The sequence below is a fragment of the Stenotrophomonas sp. 22692 genome (assembly GCF_052045015.1).
Classification (GTDB): Bacteria; Pseudomonadota; Gammaproteobacteria; order Xanthomonadales; family Xanthomonadaceae; genus Stenotrophomonas; species Stenotrophomonas geniculata.
Map to the genome: position 1 here is coordinate 66,162 of NZ_JBQEMR010000010.1, position 17,008 is coordinate 83,169.

A 17,008-nucleotide genomic window follows, 5' to 3' on the forward strand; every position below is an offset into this window, starting at 1 on the left:
GTAGGTGCCAACCTTCCCGATTCCGGTGCGTGCCAACCTTGGTTGGCACACAATGATCGACACCGAGATGGATTGGCCAAGCAGCGCGCGCGCTGTTTCACCAATCACTTTCACCCCAGAGAGCTGTCACCCATGGGTATCAAATGCGGCATCGTCGGCCTGCCTAACGTCGGCAAGTCGACCCTGTTCAATGCGCTGACCAAGGCGGGTATCGCCGCGGCGAACTTCCCGTTCTGCACCATCGAGCCGAACGTCGGCATCGTGCCGGTGCCGGATCCGCGCCTGAACGAGCTGGCAGCGATCATCAACCCGCAGAAGGTCATCCCGACCGCGGTCGAGTTCGTCGACATCGCCGGCCTGGTGGCCGGTGCCGCCAGCGGTGAGGGCCTGGGCAACAAGTTCCTGGCGCACATCCGCGAAGTCGATGCGATCACCCACGTGGTGCGCTGCTTCGAGCACGGCGACATCGTGCACGTGGCCGGCAAGGTCGATCCGATCTCGGACATCGAAACCATCGACACCGAGCTGGCGCTGGCCGACCTGGACAGCGTCGAGAAGGCACTGAACCGTGCCGAGCGTGCGGCCAAGGGCGGCGACAAGGATGCGGCGGCGCGCAAGCCGGTGCTGGCCAAGCTGCAGGCTGCACTGTCGGAGGGCAAGGCCGGTCGCTCGGTCGGCCTGGACGACGAAGAGAAGGTGCTGGTGCGCGATCTGTTCCTGCTGACCCTGAAGCCGGTGATGTACATCGCCAACGTGCTGGAAGACGGTTTCGAGAACAACCCGCACCTGGACGCCGTGCGCGCGCATGCCGCCGCCGAAGGCGCGCAGGTGGTGCCGGTGTCGGCCGCGATCGAAGAAGAGCTGTCCCAGCTCGACGACGAAGACCGCGATACCTTCCTGGCGGACCTGGGCCTGAGCGAGCCGGGCCTGAACCGCGTGATCAACGCGGCCTACAGCCTGCTGGGCCTGCAGACCTACTTCACCGCAGGCGTGAAGGAAGTCCGCGCGTGGACCGTGCGCAAGGGCGCCACCGCTCCGCAGGCTGCCGCGGTCATCCACACCGACTTCGAGAAGGGCTTCATCCGCGCCGAAACCATCGCGTATGACGACTTCATCAAGTACAAGGGCGAAGCCGGTGCCAAGGAAGCCGGTCGCCTGCGCCTGGAAGGCAAGGAGTACCGCGTGCAGGAAGGCGACATCCTGCACTTCCGCTTCAACGTCTGATCCCATCGCACGTTGATGCTACGCAAACGCCCCGCCCCGAGCGGGGCGTTTGCGTTTCCGGGGTGGATAAAAAAACGCCACGCTGCGAAACGCTTGCGGCGTGACGTTCGCCGGCACTTGTCCACAGCAAACTCCCATCGCTTTCCACGCCTGGTGTGGAAAACCATGCGACGTCCTGTAGATCCGAGCCCTTGCTCGGCTGATGCCAGCCGGAGCCGAGCATGGGCTCGGCTCTACAGGTGCTTGCCCGCGCGACGTGGATAAAGTTTCACCATGCCTCGAAACCCCTGCGCTGCAAAGCTCGTGCCCACTTGTCCACACCTAGTTCCCACTGCTTTCCACGTCCGGTGTGGAAAACAATCGGGGACGTGGACAAAAAAACACCATGCGTGGAAACACCTGCGGTGCAATGTTCCCACCCACTTGTCCACACCTAGTTCCCATCGCTTTCCACGTGGGGTGTGGAAAACCCGAGCCAGCGCCGCAAACAACAAGGCCCGCCAATGGCGGGCCCCGTCGTCCACGTCCTGCGTAACCGCGCTTACAATGCGCTGCCACCGAACTTGTGGGTGTACTGCAGGTTGATGGTGCGGCCGACGCTGTCGAACCAGGACACGTCGTAATACGGATACGCGGTGTAGGTGGCGTCCTTCGGCGGCATCTTGTTGAAGACGTTCACCACCGACAGCGACAGGCGCGCGTGGTCGTCGAAGCGGTACTGCAGCGACGCGTTGTAGCGGTAGGTCGCGTTGATGTACGGGCTGTCACCGCTGTCCCACTTGAATACCTGGTCGTAGCTGTCCGAGGTCGGCAGCTTGCCCAGGCGCGAACCATAGACCGTGGCCGACCACGCCTCCTTCTCCCAGGTCACGCTCAGGCTGGTCTTGGTACGCGGGATGTCGAAGTTGCTGTTGACCGCGAACTGGTCCAGGATCGGATCACCGGGGTAGCGCTGGAAATCGTGCTTCTTCACCCAGGTGTGGGTGCCGTTGAGGATGAAATCACCAATGCCGGTCTGCAGGCGGTAGCGCAGTCCGACGTCGATGCCGGAGGTCGACTCGCGGGCGACGTTGATCGGGGCGACGCGTACGCCGTACAGGCGGCCATCACTGGTGCGGGTGATGCGGTCGAGCGCATCCACGCAGGTCGGCGAGTTGATGTCGGCAGTACCCAGGCGGCAGTTCGCTTCACTGGCCAGTATCGTGCGCACGTCCATGTCCTGCACCTGCTTGCGCATGTCGATGTCGAACCAGTCCACCGACAGGTCCAGGCCGATCGCCGGCGACCAGACGAAGCCGGCGCTCCACGAGGTGCTGGTTTCCGGGTCGAGCTGACGGTTGCCGGTGCGGCTGCGGATCAGGTTGTGCTCGTAGTCGGAACAGTCGGCGGCATCGTCGGCGCGGCAGCTGTACAGGTCCACGGCGCTGGTCTCGTCGTTGCCCGGGCCGGCGAACACGTAGTGCAGATCCGGCGCGCGGAACGCGGTGCCATACGAACCACGTACCAGCAGGGTGTCGATCGGGCGCCATTCCAGGCCGCCGCTCCAGGTCGCCTTGCCGATGGTGTGGCCGGAATAGCGGTACTGGTCGTAGCGGCCGGCCACGCTCAGGTTGACCGTCTCGTGCAGCGGCATGCGCAGCTCGGCCGCCGTGGCCCAGCGGTTGCGCGAACCGTTGCCGTCCGAATCCTTCCAGCTGTAGTAGTAGTACTGGGTCGCCAGCGGATCGGGATTCAGCGAGTACGCCTGCTGGCCCACTTCCACGGTCGCGGCGAAGCCGGCGTCACCGCCCGGCAGGCCGAACAGCGCGGAATTGGTCAGCGTGAACGCGGCCGTCTCGGTCCGCGACTTCGGGGTGTAAGTGGTACGCGCCGCGATCGAGTCGTACTCGGCGCGGGTCAGTGGCCGGTACAGGCGTGACGGATCGGCGTTGTAGATCGGGAAACCGTCGTCGTCCACGCCCAGCTGCGGGCCCAGGAACAGGTCATTGGCCTTGGCGGCGATGATCTGTGCCCAGCTGATCCGCGACTGGTACTGCGAATGGCTCAATGCTGCCTCGTAGTCCCAGTTGCCGGCCAGATTGCCTTTGAAGCCGGTAGTCACGCTGAAGGTCTTCTGCGTGCTGCGCACCATCGCATTGCGCAGGCCCCCCATTTCCTCGGGTGAGAACTGGCGCTGCCAGAACTCGATCTCGCCGGTGGCCTGGTTGTTGAAATAGCCCGACTCATCGCCATTGGCGTCCATGCGGCCCCACTTGGTGACGTCGCGAATCAGCGACATCGTGTGGTAGCCCAGCTGCACATCGGCGAACCACTGCTGGCCGTTGTCGAAGTCGTAGCTCAGCGACGCGTAGCCATTGGCGCCGCGACGCTTGCTGAGGATGGTTCCGTAGCCGATCGAGCTGTCGCTGCCGCAGTAGTAGCCGTAGCGCGGGCGGTACGCGCGGTAGGTGCTGCCCTGGTTCTGCCCGGCCAGCGCTTCGCAGGTGGCCGTACCCGGATCCAGGTAGTCGTCGTTGTAGTCCGTGCGCAGGTAAGCGCGGCGGGCGATGCGCGAGCCCTCGGTGGGGCCGTCCTGGGTCGAATCCTGGATGTCGCGCTCGTACGCCCACAGCGGGCTCTGCGACTGCAGCTCGACGCTGTACACCGCGTTGAAATTGCCGCGGCTGAAACCGCTGGCCAGGCTCATGTCGAACGAGTCGCCACCGCCTTCGCTGGTGGTGCCCATGCGCATGTCGATCGTGGTGCCGTCGGCCTTCTTCTTCAGGATGAAGTTGACCACGCCGGCGATCGCGTCCGAGCCGTAGATGGCCGAGGCGCTGCCGGTCAGCACTTCGATGCGCTCGATCATCCCCAACGGGATGTTGGAGACATCGGTGAAGTTGCTGCGGCCCTTGAACGGCATCGGGAAGTCGGCGATGCGGCGGCCATTGACCAGCACCAGCGTGTGATTCGGGCCCAGGCCGCGCAGGTCCACCTGCTGGGCGCCCGGCGAGAAGTCAGCGCCACTGGAGGACTGCTGGCTCTGGGTCTCCCCCCCGTTCTGGGTCATCGCGCGCAGCACGTCCGGCACGGTGGTAAAGCCGCTGGAGCGGATCTGCTCGGCGCTGATCACCGTGATCGGGGCGGGGCCTTCGACCTGGGCGCGCGGAATGCGCGAACCGGTGACCTGCACCGCGTCCAGTTGTTGCACCGAAGAGGAAGCCGGTGCCTGGGCCGCCGCGGAAGCAGCCACGCCCATCAACGCCAGCTGGATCGACCACGCCATCGCCTTTCTACGCATGAGGAATTCTCGGAAATGAAGCCGGCCCGCAGAGGAGGGGCCCTGTCCCCCATTCAGATTTCCGGAATGGGCGCGCGCATTTAACGCCTTTTTCATGCCCTTGACTACTGGATCCCTATCTGGCAAAGAGTGAAAACGCTTGCAAGTCGATTTTGTTCAGGGAGATCAAGATGCGACGCCTCCATCGGACCCTGCGTGCCCCCTTCGCCTGGCTGGCGCTGGTGGTGTTGGCCGTGCCGTTGGCCGCCCTTGCGCAGGACCTGCAGGGCCCGGGCTTCGCCTACTACGAAGCCGGGGATCTCGACGCACCCCGGCCCGGTCCGCGCGCGCCGGCCATGATGCTGATGGGCGGTGGCGAATGGGTGCCGGAAGCCTTCCATTGGTGGCTGAAGCAGGCTGGCAATGGCCGCGTGCTGATCCTGCGCGCTTCTGGCAGTGACGAACTGCAGGACCGCCTGTATCGCGAGATCGGCGGGGCCACCGCAGTGCAGACGCTGGTGTTCGACAATCGCCGTGGTGCCGATGATCCCGCGGTGCTGCGCGTGGTGGCTGCAGCCGATGCCATCTTCATCGCCGGCGGCGACCAGTCCCGCTACATCCGCTTCTGGAAGGGCACCGCGCTCAACCGCGCGCTCAACGCCCATGTGCGCGCCGGCAAGCCGATTGCCGGTACCAGCGCTGGGCTCGCCATCCTCGGTGGCTATGCCTACGGCGCGATGGACGGCGGCAGCATCACCTCCGCCGGTGCGCTGGCCGACCCGATGGGCAGTGCGGTGACCATGGACAGTGGCTTCCTGCAGATGCCCTACCTGCAGCGCGTGGTCACCGACACCCACTTCGACAAGCGCGATCGGCTCGGCCGCCTGATCGTGTTCGTGGCGCGCGCTGCCCAGGACAGTGGCAACCCCGACATCGTCGGCATCGGCGTCGACGAAGACACTGCCCTGTGCGTGGAGCCCGATGGCCAGGCACAGGTCTACAGTGCTGACGGCGAGGGCAAGGTCTGGGTGGTCAGCCCCGGCCGCGATGCCGACCGCCTGGTCGAAGGCGAGCCGCTGCGCTTCCACGCGGTGCCGGTAACGGTGGTCGCCAGCGGCGGCCGCATGCGCCTGGATGACTTCCAGGCCGAGGCCGACTACCAGGCCGTGGCCGACGTCAGCGACGGCGAGATCGAAGTCATCCGCCAGTGACCCGGCGATCCTGTGGCCACGCATGGGATGCTGTAGAGCCGAGCCCGCGCTCGGCTGCCTTTCAACCGAGGCATCAGCCGAGCATGGGCTCGGCTCTACGATGATGCCTCCCTTGCCCACCTGCTGGAGACGTACCCGATGAAACTGCGCCTGGCGCTGTCCGCACTGTTGTCCCTGCCCACGCTTGTCCAGGCTGCACCGACGGCTTCGCCGCTGCTGGTCATCCACGGCGGCGCTGGCGTCGAGCGCAAGGACCTGTCGCCGGCCGAGGAAAAGGCCGCACGTGACGCGCTGCGGGCGGCCCTGTTGAAGGGGCATGCGGAGCTGGCAGCGGGTCGCCCCGCGCTGGCCGCTGTCACCGCCGCGATCACCGTGCTGGAGGACGATCCCACCTTCAACGCCGGCAAGGGCGCGGTGTTCACCCACGACGGCCACAACGAGCTGGATGCGGCCGTCATGGACGGCGCGAGCCAGGCGGCGGGCGCGGTGGCGGGCGTGCAGCGGGTGCGCAACCCGATCCTGCTGGCGCAGACCGTGATGCAGAAGTCCAGGCATGTGATGATGGTCGGGCAGGGCGCCGAAGCCTTCGCGGTCGAGCAGGGCATTTCTCTGGTCGATCCCTCCTACTTCCGTACGGAAAAGCGCTGGCAGCAGCTGCAGCGTGCACTGAAGGAAGAGGCCGGCGGCCAGGCGCATGCCGATCTGGAGACCGCAAAGCACTTCGGGACCGTCGGTGCAGTCGCATTGGATGCACAGGGGCACCTGGCCGCCGGTACCTCCACCGGTGGCATGACCAACAAGCGCTATGGGCGCGTGGGTGATTCGCCGATCATCGGCGCCGGTACCTGGGCTGACGCGCGATGTGCGGTGTCTGGCACCGGCTGGGGCGAGTACTACATCCGTACTGCCGCCGCGCACGAGATCTGCGCGCGCATGCGTTACCAGGGGCAGAGCCCGGAGCAGGCCGGCAAGGGCGTGATCAACGAGACGATCCCACAGATGGGCGGCGACGGTGGTGCGATCGTGCTCGGCGCAGACGGAAAAATGGCCACGCCGTTCAACACCCAGGGCATGTATCGGGGCTGGATTGGCGGCGACGGTGTCCCTCATGTCGCAATTTTCGCCAGCGAGACCCTGCCGGTCCCCGGGCAATAACCTTGCGTATCAATGGGTTTGCGACAGCGTGTGAAAAAAGTGGAAAAAAGCGTTGACAGCCCCCCGTCCCATCAGCAGAATAAGCGGCTCACCACCACACACCGCAACGCTTCGGCGGCAACGGAATGGGGTGGTAAGGAGGGATACCCAAGCGGCCAACGGGGGCAGACTGTAAATCTGCTGGCTTACGCCTTCGGTGGTTCGAATCCACCTCCCTCCACCAGTTTCACGTTGTGACATTCCCGGCGCGGGAGTAGTTCAATGGTAGAACCTCAGCCTTCCAAGCTGATGGTGCGGGTTCGATTCCCGTCTCCCGCTCCATTGAATGAACTTTGAATATTATCGAGTTCATGTCATAATGCAAAACTCGGCTCACGTAGCTCAGTCGGTAGAGCACTTCCTTGGTAAGGAAGAGGTCGAAGGTTCGATTCCTTTCGTGAGCACCATCTTAAGCATCACCTCTCAGACGAATTCGAGATAAGCAGCCATGGCCAAGGGTAAGTTCGAGCGCACCAAGCCGCACGTCAATGTCGGCACCATCGGTCACGTCGACCACGGCAAGACCACGCTGACCGCCGCACTGACCAAGATCGGTGCCGAGCGCTTCGGTGGCGAGTTCAAGGACTACTCCTCGATCGACGCCGCGCCGGAAGAAAAGGCTCGTGGTATCACGATCTCGACCGCGCACGTCGAATACGAATCCCCGATCCGTCACTACGCCCACGTTGACTGCCCGGGCCACGCTGACTACGTCAAGAACATGATCACCGGTGCCGCCCAGATGGACGGCGCGATCCTGGTGTGCTCGGCCGCTGACGGCCCGATGCCGCAGACCCGCGAGCACATCCTGCTGTCGCGTCAGGTCGGCGTGCCGTACATCGTCGTGTTCCTGAACAAGGCCGACATGGTTGACGACGCCGAGCTGCTCGAGCTGGTCGAGATGGAAGTGCGTGAACTGCTGAGCAAGTACGAGTTCCCGGGCGACGACACCCCGATTATCGCCGGTTCGGCCCGCCTGGCGCTGGAAGGCGACCAGAGCGACATCGGCGTGCCGGCCATCCTGAAGCTGGTCGACGCCCTGGACAGCTGGATCCCGGAGCCGGAGCGCGCGATCGACAAGCCGTTCCTGATGCCGGTGGAAGACGTGTTCTCGATCTCGGGCCGCGGCACCGTGGTGACCGGTCGTATCGAGCGCGGCGTGATCAAGGTTGGCGACGAAATCGAAATCGTCGGCATCCGTCCGGTGCAGAAGACCACCGTGACCGGCGTTGAAATGTTCCGCAAGCTGCTGGACCAGGGTCAGGCAGGCGACAACGCTGGCCTGCTGCTGCGCGGCACCAAGCGTGACGACGTCGAGCGTGGCCAGGTCCTGGCCAAGCCGGGTTCGATCAAGCCGCACACCAAGTTCGAAGGCGAAGTCTACGTCCTGTCGAAGGACGAAGGCGGCCGTCACACCCCGTTCTTCAACGGCTACCGTCCGCAGTTCTACTTCCGCACCACCGACATCACCGGCGCAGCTGCACTGCCGGAAGGCGTCGAAATGGTGATGCCGGGTGACAACGTCAAGATGGTCGTCACCCTGATCAACCCGGTGGCAATGGACGAAGGTCTGCGCTTCGCCATCCGCGAAGGTGGCCGTACCGTCGGCGCCGGCGTGGTCTCGAAGATCATCGAGTAAGCCTGCAGTGCCGGTGGTTGCATAGCGCCGCCGGTTACGCGAATGGCGGGCCGGGAACCTCGGTCCGCCTTCGCCGTCTAAGGGAAGGCAAGTTTCAATACGTACGCCAGTAGCTCAATTGGCAGAGCAGCGGTCTCCAAAACCGCAGGTTGGGGGTTCGAGTCCCTCCTGGCGTGCCATCTGCCCACCTTATCCAGCGGCCTGGGCCGCTAAAGCAGACACAGCCGGATGAATAGCAAGATCGAACACTCCAAGGACAACTCCGCCAATGGCGGGGATATCGTCAAGTACGTCGCCGCATCGCTGCTGGTGCTGGCTGGTCTGTTCGTCTGGTTCTGGTTCTCCGCCGACTCCGGTCGCGCCACCCAGCTGGGTGCGTGGGCGGGTCAGCTGCGTGCGTTGGCGGTTGTAGTCGGTCTGGTTGGCGGTATCGGCGTGTTCATGCTGACCGGCAAGGGGCGCGACACCCGCGAATTCCTCTCCGAGTCGCGCTTCGAACTGCGCAAGGTGGTCTGGCCGACGCGCCAGGAAGCCATCCGCATGACCTGGGTCGTGATGGTGGTGGTAACCATTCTCAGCCTGCTGCTGGGTGGGTTCGATTACGTCATTCAGTGGCTGATTCAGCTGTTCCTGAGCCGCTAAGGAGAATTGCATGAAGCGTTGGTACGTCGTTCACGCCTATTCGGGCTTCGAGAAGTCGGTGGCGCAGGCTCTGCGCGATCGCATCGTCCGTGACGGCATGGAAGAGCGCTTCGGCGATGTCCTGGTCCCGACCGAAGAAGTGGTCGAGATGCGCGCTGGCCAGAAGCGCCGCTCCGAGCGCAAGTTCTTCCCGGGTTACGTGCTGGTCCAGATCGAGACCCACGAAGAAGCCGGTATTCCGCGCATCGACAACGAAAGCTGGCACCTGGTCAAGGAAACCCCGCGCGTCATGGGCTTCATCGGCGGCACGGCCGACCGTCCGCTGCCGATCGCCGATTCCGAGGCCGAAGCCATCCTGAACCGCGTTCAGGAAGGCGTCGAGAAGCCGCGTCCGAAGGTGCTGTTCGAGCCGGGCCAGATGGTCCGCGTCACCGACGGCCCGTTCAACGATTTCAATGGCGTCGTCGAAGAGGTCAACTACGAGAAGAGCCGTCTGCGCGTCTCGGTGCTGATCTTCGGCCGTGCCACTCCGGTCGAACTCGAGTTCGGCCAGGTCGAAAAGGCCGTCTGATCCAGTCGTAGAGTCGAGCCATGCTCGACTCCGGACAAGAAACCGGGCTTGGCCCGGTTTCTCTCGTTTACGTGCCGCTTCAGGCATGTGAAGAAAAAACCTGATATAGTGCGCGGCTCCCCGCTGGGAAGCCAGCAGGACGAGGCCGCCGCAAGGTGGCCTTCAGCATGATTTCAAAACGCGATGCCGGGACGCGTGATTCCCGGTCCGATGGGGAGCCTGTTGTCGAAAGGCGCTAGCACCCGGAGAGTACTCACATGGCAAAGAAAGTTGTCGGTTACATCAAGCTGCAGGTGAAGGCCGGTCAGGCCAACCCCTCGCCGCCGGTCGGTCCTGCGCTGGGTCAGCGCGGTCTGAACATCATGGAATTCTGCAAGGCGTTCAACGCTGCCACGCAGAAGCTCGAGCCGGGCCTGCCGGTTCCGGTGATCATCACGGCCTACTCGGACCGTACGTTCACCTTCATCACCAAGAGCACCCCGGCCACCACCCTGCTGAAGAAGGCCGCTGGCATTTCGTCGGGCTCCAAGCGCCCGAACACCGAGAAGGTCGGCAAGGTCACCCGTAAGCAGCTGGAAGAGATCGCCAAGGCGAAGGAACCGGATCTGACTGCCGCCGATCTGGACGCCGCCGTGCGTACCATCGCTGGCTCTGCCCGTTCCATGGGCCTCGTGGTGGAGGGTTAATAAGATGGCACAGACCAAGCGTGAGAAGGCCATCAAGGCCGCCGTCGTTCCGGGTAAGGCATACGCCTTCGAGGACGCGATCAACATCCTGAAGAGCGCCACCAAGGCCAAGTTCGTCGAGTCGATCGACGTCGCTGTGCGCCTGGGCGTCGATGCGAAGAAGTCCGACCAGCAGGTCCGTGGCTCCACCGTGCTGCCGGCCGGTACCGGCAAGTCGGTCCGCGTCGCCGTGTTCGCTCCGGCCGGTGCCAAGGCTGACGAAGCCCTGGCCGCTGGCGCCGAAGCCGTCGGTATGGATGACCTGGCCGAGAAGATGCAGGCCGGCGATCTGAACTACGACGTCGTCATCGCGACCCCGGACGCCATGCGCGTCGTCGGTAAGCTGGGCACCGTGCTGGGCCCGCGCGGCCTGATGCCGAACCCGAAGGTCGGCACCGTTTCCCCGAACCCGGGTGAAGCCGTGAAGAACGCCAAGTCGGGTCAGGTCCGTTACCGCACCGACAAGGCCGGCATCATCCACTGCACCATCGGCAAGGCCGACTTCGCCGAAGACGCGCTGAAGTCGAACCTGACCGCGCTGCTGCTGGACCTGATCAAGGCCAAGCCGGCCACCTCGAAGGGTACCTACCTGCAGAAGGTTTCGGTCAGCTCGACGATGGGCCCGGGCGTCACCGTCGACCAGTCGTCGCTGACCCTGAAGTAATTGTTTCAAGCGGTCACGGTACCTTCGGTGCCGTGACCGTGACATTTGAAGGCATCGCTGGCAGTGCATCGCCCGCGGTAGCCGTCAAAGACCGCAGGCGCGGTCGTGGCAATACCGGCGACGGGCACGGAAGCTCGATCTGGCAAGGAGTCGCCGCCGGAGCAGTCATGAGCGCTTAATCGATTCCCCGGAATCACCCTGCGTAGATGGTGCCCTTCTGGAGTTTTTCTGGTTCACGCACGTCTGGGTTTCCCAGGTTGGCCCACTCCAGGTCTAGAACGGCCCACCCCCGGAACATCATCCCGATGTTCCCGGCGTCCAGGACGGATGCCGCACAGGACCGCACACGGCAGGAGCCGTAAGCGGAGTTCAATAGGAGGAGTGCAATGGCTCTCAATCTGTCCCAGAAGCAAGAAGTAGTCGCCGAGCTGGCAGACGTCGCCGCCAAGGCCCACTCCTTGATCGCAGCCGAATACGCTGGCACCACGGTCGCCCAGATGACCGCGATGCGCAAGCAGGCTCGTGAAACCGGTGTTTTCTTGAAGGTTGTCAAGAACACCCTGGCTTCGCGCGCCGTTGAAGGCACCGAGTTCGCAGTCGCCCAGGACCAGATGGTTGGTCCGCTGCTGTACGCGTTCTCGCTCGAGGAGCCCGGCGCTGCCGGTCGCCTGATCAAGGAAGCCGCCAAGGGCAACGACAAGCTGAAGGCTAAGGTCGTCGCCATCGGTGGCGAAGTGTTCCCGGCAAGCCACGTCGAAGTGCTGGCCTCGCTGCCGACCCGCGACCAGGCCCTGGCCATGCTGGCCCGCGTCCTGACCGAGCCGGTCACGATGTTTGCCCGCGCCATCAAGGCCGTTGGCGAGAAGCAGGGTGGTGGCGACGTCGCCGCCGACGCTGCCGAGCCGGCCGCCGAGACCGCCTGAGTTTCGACTTACCGTGGTTCCTGACGGAACCTCAACCCAGAAAATCATCCAAAGGTATTAATCATGTCCCTTACCAACGAACAGATCGTCGACGCCATCGCCGAGAAGTCCCTGATGGAAGTGATGGAGCTGGTCAAGGCCATCGAAGAGAAGTTCGGCGTCTCCGCCGCTGCTCCGGTTGCCGTGGCCGCTGCCGCTGGCCCGGCTGCTGCTGTTGAAGAGCAGACCGAGTTCACCGTCACCCTGAAGTCGGCCGGCGACAAGAAGGTCGAAGTCATCAAGGCCGTCCGCGCCATCACCGGCCTGGGCCTGAAGGAAGCGAAGGACCTGGCCGAAGCCGGTGGCGTCCTGAAGGAAGGCGCTTCGAAGGACGACGCCGAGAAGATGAAGAAGGACCTGGAAGCTGCTGGCGCGACTGTCGAAGTCAAGTAAGCAGTTACCTTGCATCGTCACCGATTCACGGCGATGCAGCCAAGGCTGGGGGCGTAAGCCCCCGGCCTTTGGTCGTTGTTGCAGTGTTGTAGATCCACGCCACGCGTGGATGTAACGAGCGGCAAAAAGCCCAACACGGGCTGCGGTCAGACCCCGGCCGGCCAGCGCAGCGCGCGGCAGCGGGGGAGTGGATGCAGACGAGTTGGCAGTTGGAAGTAGCGGGAGAAGGCGTGCTGGTGCCGGCAATACCAGCGACTTCCAACTGACAATTTCAAGTTCCCTTCGGATCGTGGGCGCACGATCCGCACAACAAGGTGGAAGACCTCATGACGTCCTATTCGTTCACCGAAAAAAAGCGTATCCGCAAGGATTTCGGCAAGCAGCGCTCGATTCTCGAAGTGCCGTTCCTGCTCGCCATCCAGGTGGATTCCTATCGTGAATTCCTGCAGGAAAACGTCGATCCGGCCAAGCGCACGGACCACGGCCTGCACGCTGCGCTGAAGTCGGTCTTCCCGATCGCCAGCTACAGCGGCAATGCCGCCCTGGAATACGTCGGCTACAAGCTGGGCGAACCGGTCTTCGACGAGCGTGAGTGCCGCCAGCGTGGCATGAGCTACGGCGCCCCGCTGCGCGTGACCGTGCGCCTGGTGATCTACGACCGTGAGTCGTCGACCAAGGCCATCAAGTACGTGAAGGAGCAGGAGGTCTATCTGGGCGAAATCCCGCTGATGACCGAGAACGGCACCTTCATCGTCAACGGCACCGAGCGCGTCATCGTCTCGCAGCTGCACCGCTCGCCGGGTGTGTTCTTCGACCACGACCGTGGCAAGACCCACAGCTCGGGCAAGCTGCTGTACAGCGCCCGCATCATTCCTTACCGCGGTTCCTGGCTGGACTTCGAGTTCGACCCGAAGGACGCGCTGTTCACCCGTATCGACCGCCGCCGCAAGCTGCCGGTGTCGATCCTGCTGCGCGCGCTTGGCTACAGCAACGAAGAGATGCTGGCCGAGTTCTTCGAGATCAACACCTTCCACATCAACCCGGATGAAGGCGTCCAGCTGGAGCTGGTGCCGGAGCGCCTGCGTGGCGAAACCCTGGGCTTTGACCTCGCCGACGGCGACAAGGTCATCGTGGAAGCCGGCAAGCGCATCACCGCGCGCCACATCAAGCAGCTGGAAGCCTCGGGCATCGCCGCCCTGGCCGTGCCGGACGACTACATCGTCGGCCGCATCCTGTCGCACGACGTGGTCGACGCCTCGACCGGCGAACTGCTGGCCCAGGCCAATGACGAGATCACCGACGAGCAGCTGCAGGCCTTCCGCAAGGCTGGCGTGGATGCCGTGGGCACCCTGTGGGTGAACGATCTGGATCGTGGCCCGTACCTGTCCAACACCCTGCGCATCGACCCGACCAAGACCCAGCTGGAAGCCCTGGTCGAGATCTACCGCATGATGCGTCCGGGCGAGCCGCCGACCAAGGATGCCGCGCAGAACCTGTTCCACAACCTGTTCTTCACCTTCGAGCGCTACGACCTGTCCGCGGTCGGCCGCATGAAGTTCAACCGTCGCGTGGGCCGCAAGGAAACCACCGGCGAAGCCGTGCTGTACGACCGCAAGTACTACGGTGAGCGCAACGACGAAGAGTCCAAGCGCCTGGTCGCCGCCCATGGCGACAGCTCCGACATCCTGGACGTGATCAAGGTCCTGACCGAGATCCGCAACGGTCGCGGCGTGGTCGACGATATCGACCACCTGGGCAACCGTCGCGTGCGTTCGGTCGGTGAAATGGCCGAGAACGTGTTCCGCGTGGGCCTGGTCCGCGTCGAGCGCGCGGTCAAGGAGCGCCTGTCGATGGCCGAGTCGGAAGGCCTGACCCCGCAGGAACTGATCAACGCCAAGCCGGTCGCCGCTGCCATCAAGGAGTTCTTCGGCTCCTCGCAGCTGTCGCAGTTCATGGACCAGAACAACCCGCTGTCGGAAGTGACCCACAAGCGTCGCGTCTCGGCCCTGGGCCCGGGCGGCCTGACCCGTGAGCGCGCCGGCTTCGAAGTGCGTGACGTGCACCCGACCCATTACGGCCGCGTCTGCACCATCGAAACCCCGGAAGGCCCGAACATCGGCCTGATCAACTCGCTGGCCGTGTACGCCCGCACCAACCAGTACGGTTTCCTTGAGACCCCGTACCGCAAGGTCGTGGACGGCAAGGTCTATGACGAAGTCGAGTTCCTGTCGGCGATCGAAGAAAACGAGTACGTCATTGCGCAGGCCAACGCCCTGACCAATGCCGACAGCATGCTGACCGAGCAGTTCGTTCCGTGCCGCTTCCAGGGCGAATCGCTGCTGAAGCCGCCGGCAGAAGTCCACTTCATGGACGTCTCGCCGATGCAGACCGTGTCGATCGCGGCCGCGCTGGTTCCGTTCCTGGAGCACGATGACGCCAACCGCGCACTGATGGGCGCCAACATGCAGCGTCAGGCCGTGCCGACCCTGCGTGCGCAGAAGCCGCTGGTCGGTACCGGTATCGAACGCGCCGTGGCGCGTGACTCCGGTGTGACCGTGAACGCCCGTCGTGGTGGCGAGATCGTGCAGATCGACGCCGCCCGCATCGTGGTCAAGGTCAACGAGGAAGAGATCGTTGGCGCCACCGACGCAGGCGTGGACATCTACAACCTGGTCAAGTACACCCGTTCGAACCAGAACACCTGCATCAACCAGCGTCCGCTGGTCCAGGTGGGTGACGTCATCGCCCGCGGCGACGTGCTGGCCGACGGTCCGTCCACCGACATCGGCGAACTGGCCCTGGGCCAGAACATGCTGATCGCGTTCATGCCGTGGAACGGCTACAACTTCGAAGACTCCATCCTGCTCTCCGAGCGCGTGGTGGAAGAGGATCGTTACACCACGATCCACATCGAAGAGCTGACCTGCGTTGCGCGTGACACCAAGCTGGGGCCGGAGGAAATCTCCGCCGACATCCCGAACGTCTCCGAGCAGGCGCTGAACCGCCTGGACGAGAGCGGCGTGGTGTACATCGGTGCCGAAGTCCGCGCCGGCGACATCATGGTCGGCAAGGTCACCCCGAAGGGCGAAAGCCAGCTGACCCCGGAAGAGAAGCTGCTGCGCGCGATCTTCGGCGAGAAGGCTTCGGACGTTAAGGACAGCTCGCTGCGCGTTCCGCCGGGCATGGACGGCACCGTCATCGACGTGCAGGTCTTCACCCGCGACGGCATCGAGAAGGACAAGCGCGCCCGCCAGATCGAAGAGTCTGAAATCAAGCGCGTCAAGAAGGACTTCGACGACCAGTTCCGCATCCTGGAAGCCGCCATCTACATGCGTCTGCGTTCGCAGATCGTGGGCAAGGTGGTCAACGGTGGCGCTGGCCTGAAGAAGGGTGACGTGATCAGCGACGCCTTCCTGGACGGCCTGAAGAAGGCTGACTGGTTCGCCCTGCGCATGAAGGACGAGGACGCTTCGGAAGCCATCGAGCGCGCGCAGAAGCAGATCCAGGCGCACGAGAAGGAGTTCGAGCGTCGCTTCGCCGACAAGCGCGGCAAGATCACCGCCGGTGACGACCTCGCCCCGGGCGTGCTGAAGATGGTCAAGGTATTCCTGGCCGTGAAGCGCCGCATCCAGCCGGGCGACAAGATGGCAGGCCGCCACGGCAACAAGGGTGTGGTCTCCAACGTGGTGCCGGTCGAGGACATGCCGTACATGGCCTCGGGCGAAACCGTGGACATCGTGCTGAACCCGCTGGGCGTTCCGTCGCGTATGAACATCGGCCAGATCCTGGAAGTGCACCTGGGCTGGGCCGCCAAGGGCCTGGGCCGCAAGATCCAGGCGATGATGGAGGCCCAGGCCGCCGTTGCCGACCTGCGCAAGTTCCTGGATGACATCTACAACCACGACGACACCAACGTGGCCAACCGTGTCGACCTGTCGCAGTTCAGCGACGAGGAACTGCTGCGTCTGGCCCGCAACCTGACCGACGGCGTGCCGATGGCCACTCCGGTGTTCGACGGCGCCACCGAAGCGGAAATCAAGCGCATGCTGGAACTGGCCGACCTGCCGAGCAGTGGCCAGACCCAGCTGTACGACGGCCGCACCGGTGAAGCGTTCGATCGCCACACCACCGTGGGTTACATGCACTACCTGAAGCTGAACCACCTGGTCGACGACAAGATGCACGCCCGTTCGACCGGTCCGTACTCGCTCGTCACCCAGCAGCCGCTGGGCGGCAAGGCGCAGTTCGGCGGCCAGCGCTTCGGTGAAATGGAAGTCTGGGCGCTGGAAGCCTACGGCGCGGCCTACACCCTGCAGGAAATGCTGACGGTGAAGTCCGATGACGTGCAGGGCCGCAACCAGATGTACAAGAACATCGTCGACGGTGAGCACGAGATGGTCGCGGGCATGCCGGAATCCTTCAACGTGCTCGTGAAGGAAATCCGCTCGCTGGCTATCAACATGGAACTGGAAGACAACTGATCCATGCCGGCGCGGCGGTCCGCCGCCGCGCCGCTGGCAGTGA

Annotated in this window: 12 protein-coding genes and 4 tRNA genes; 15 read left to right on the plus strand and 1 reads right to left on the minus strand. The window is 64.1% G+C overall.

The window, feature by feature from the left end:
- Nucleotides 1-132 precede the first annotated feature (132 nt).
- On the plus strand, nucleotides 133-1,224 hold the full coding sequence (ychF, locus tag ACTJJM_RS10440) for a redox-regulated ATPase YchF (protein ID WP_440865454.1): 1,092 nt from the start codon (nucleotides 133-135) through the stop codon (nucleotides 1,222-1,224).
- Nucleotides 1,225-1,765: 541 nt separating this feature from the next.
- Here ychF and ACTJJM_RS10445 read toward each other — a convergent pair.
- Complete coding sequence (locus tag ACTJJM_RS10445; RefSeq protein WP_440865455.1) at nucleotides 1,766-4,504, minus strand: TonB-dependent receptor plug domain-containing protein; 2,739 nt, start codon at nucleotides 4,502-4,504, stop codon at nucleotides 1,766-1,768.
- A 170-nt stretch (nucleotides 4,505-4,674) separates the two neighbouring features.
- Between ACTJJM_RS10445 and ACTJJM_RS10450 the strand changes: the two genes are divergently transcribed.
- The 14 genes from ACTJJM_RS10450 (at nucleotide 4,675) to rpoB (ending at nucleotide 16,965) form a co-directional block, all read left to right on the plus strand.
- Nucleotides 4,675-5,694, plus strand: a complete 1,020-nt coding sequence (locus ACTJJM_RS10450) for a cyanophycinase (RefSeq protein WP_049413557.1) — start codon at nucleotides 4,675-4,677, stop codon at nucleotides 5,692-5,694.
- A 138-nt stretch (nucleotides 5,695-5,832) separates the two neighbouring features.
- Nucleotides 5,833-6,849, plus strand: a complete 1,017-nt coding sequence (locus ACTJJM_RS10455; RefSeq protein WP_049480240.1) for an isoaspartyl peptidase/L-asparaginase family protein — start codon at nucleotides 5,833-5,835, stop codon at nucleotides 6,847-6,849.
- Between the two features lie 137 nt (nucleotides 6,850-6,986).
- A tRNA-Tyr gene (locus tag ACTJJM_RS10460) sits at nucleotides 6,987-7,072 on the plus strand.
- Between the two features lie 24 nt (nucleotides 7,073-7,096).
- Nucleotides 7,097-7,170, plus strand: a tRNA-Gly gene (locus ACTJJM_RS10465).
- A 49-nt stretch (nucleotides 7,171-7,219) separates the two neighbouring features.
- Nucleotides 7,220-7,295: transfer RNA gene (locus tag ACTJJM_RS10470), tRNA-Thr, on the plus strand.
- Nucleotides 7,296-7,336: 41 nt separating this feature from the next.
- Entirely contained in the window at nucleotides 7,337-8,527 is a 1,191-nt protein-coding gene (tuf, locus tag ACTJJM_RS10475) for an elongation factor Tu (protein WP_125431248.1), read from the plus strand.
- A 103-nt stretch (nucleotides 8,528-8,630) separates the two neighbouring features.
- Nucleotides 8,631-8,706: transfer RNA gene (locus tag ACTJJM_RS10480), tRNA-Trp, on the plus strand.
- Between the two features lie 49 nt (nucleotides 8,707-8,755).
- Nucleotides 8,756-9,169, plus strand: a complete 414-nt coding sequence (gene secE, locus ACTJJM_RS10485; protein ID WP_010480389.1) for a preprotein translocase subunit SecE — start codon at nucleotides 8,756-8,758, stop codon at nucleotides 9,167-9,169.
- A 10-nt stretch (nucleotides 9,170-9,179) separates the two neighbouring features.
- Nucleotides 9,180-9,740, plus strand: coding sequence for a transcription termination/antitermination protein NusG (gene nusG / locus ACTJJM_RS10490; protein ID WP_004154362.1), 561 nt, complete (start codon nucleotides 9,180-9,182; stop codon nucleotides 9,738-9,740).
- Between the two features lie 257 nt (nucleotides 9,741-9,997).
- Entirely contained in the window at nucleotides 9,998-10,426 is a 429-nt protein-coding gene (gene rplK, locus ACTJJM_RS10495) for a 50S ribosomal protein L11 (RefSeq protein ID WP_004145248.1), read from the plus strand.
- 4 nt (nucleotides 10,427-10,430) lie between these two features.
- Nucleotides 10,431-11,129 carry a 50S ribosomal protein L1 gene (gene rplA, locus ACTJJM_RS10500; RefSeq protein ID WP_004154350.1) on the plus strand — a complete coding sequence of 233 codons (699 nt, stop codon included), beginning with the start codon at nucleotides 10,431-10,433 and terminating at the stop codon, nucleotides 11,127-11,129.
- A gap of 386 nt (nucleotides 11,130-11,515) precedes the next feature.
- Entirely contained in the window at nucleotides 11,516-12,052 is a 537-nt protein-coding gene (gene rplJ, locus ACTJJM_RS10505) for a 50S ribosomal protein L10 (protein ID WP_010480377.1), read from the plus strand.
- A gap of 63 nt (nucleotides 12,053-12,115) precedes the next feature.
- A complete protein-coding gene (rplL, locus tag ACTJJM_RS10510; RefSeq protein WP_010480374.1) occupies nucleotides 12,116-12,484 on the plus strand; it encodes a 50S ribosomal protein L7/L12 in 369 nt (122 codons plus the stop codon).
- A 326-nt stretch (nucleotides 12,485-12,810) separates the two neighbouring features.
- Complete coding sequence (rpoB, locus tag ACTJJM_RS10515) at nucleotides 12,811-16,965, plus strand: DNA-directed RNA polymerase subunit beta (RefSeq protein WP_010480373.1); 4,155 nt, start codon at nucleotides 12,811-12,813, stop codon at nucleotides 16,963-16,965.
- The last annotated feature ends 43 nt before the right edge of the window (nucleotides 16,966-17,008 follow it).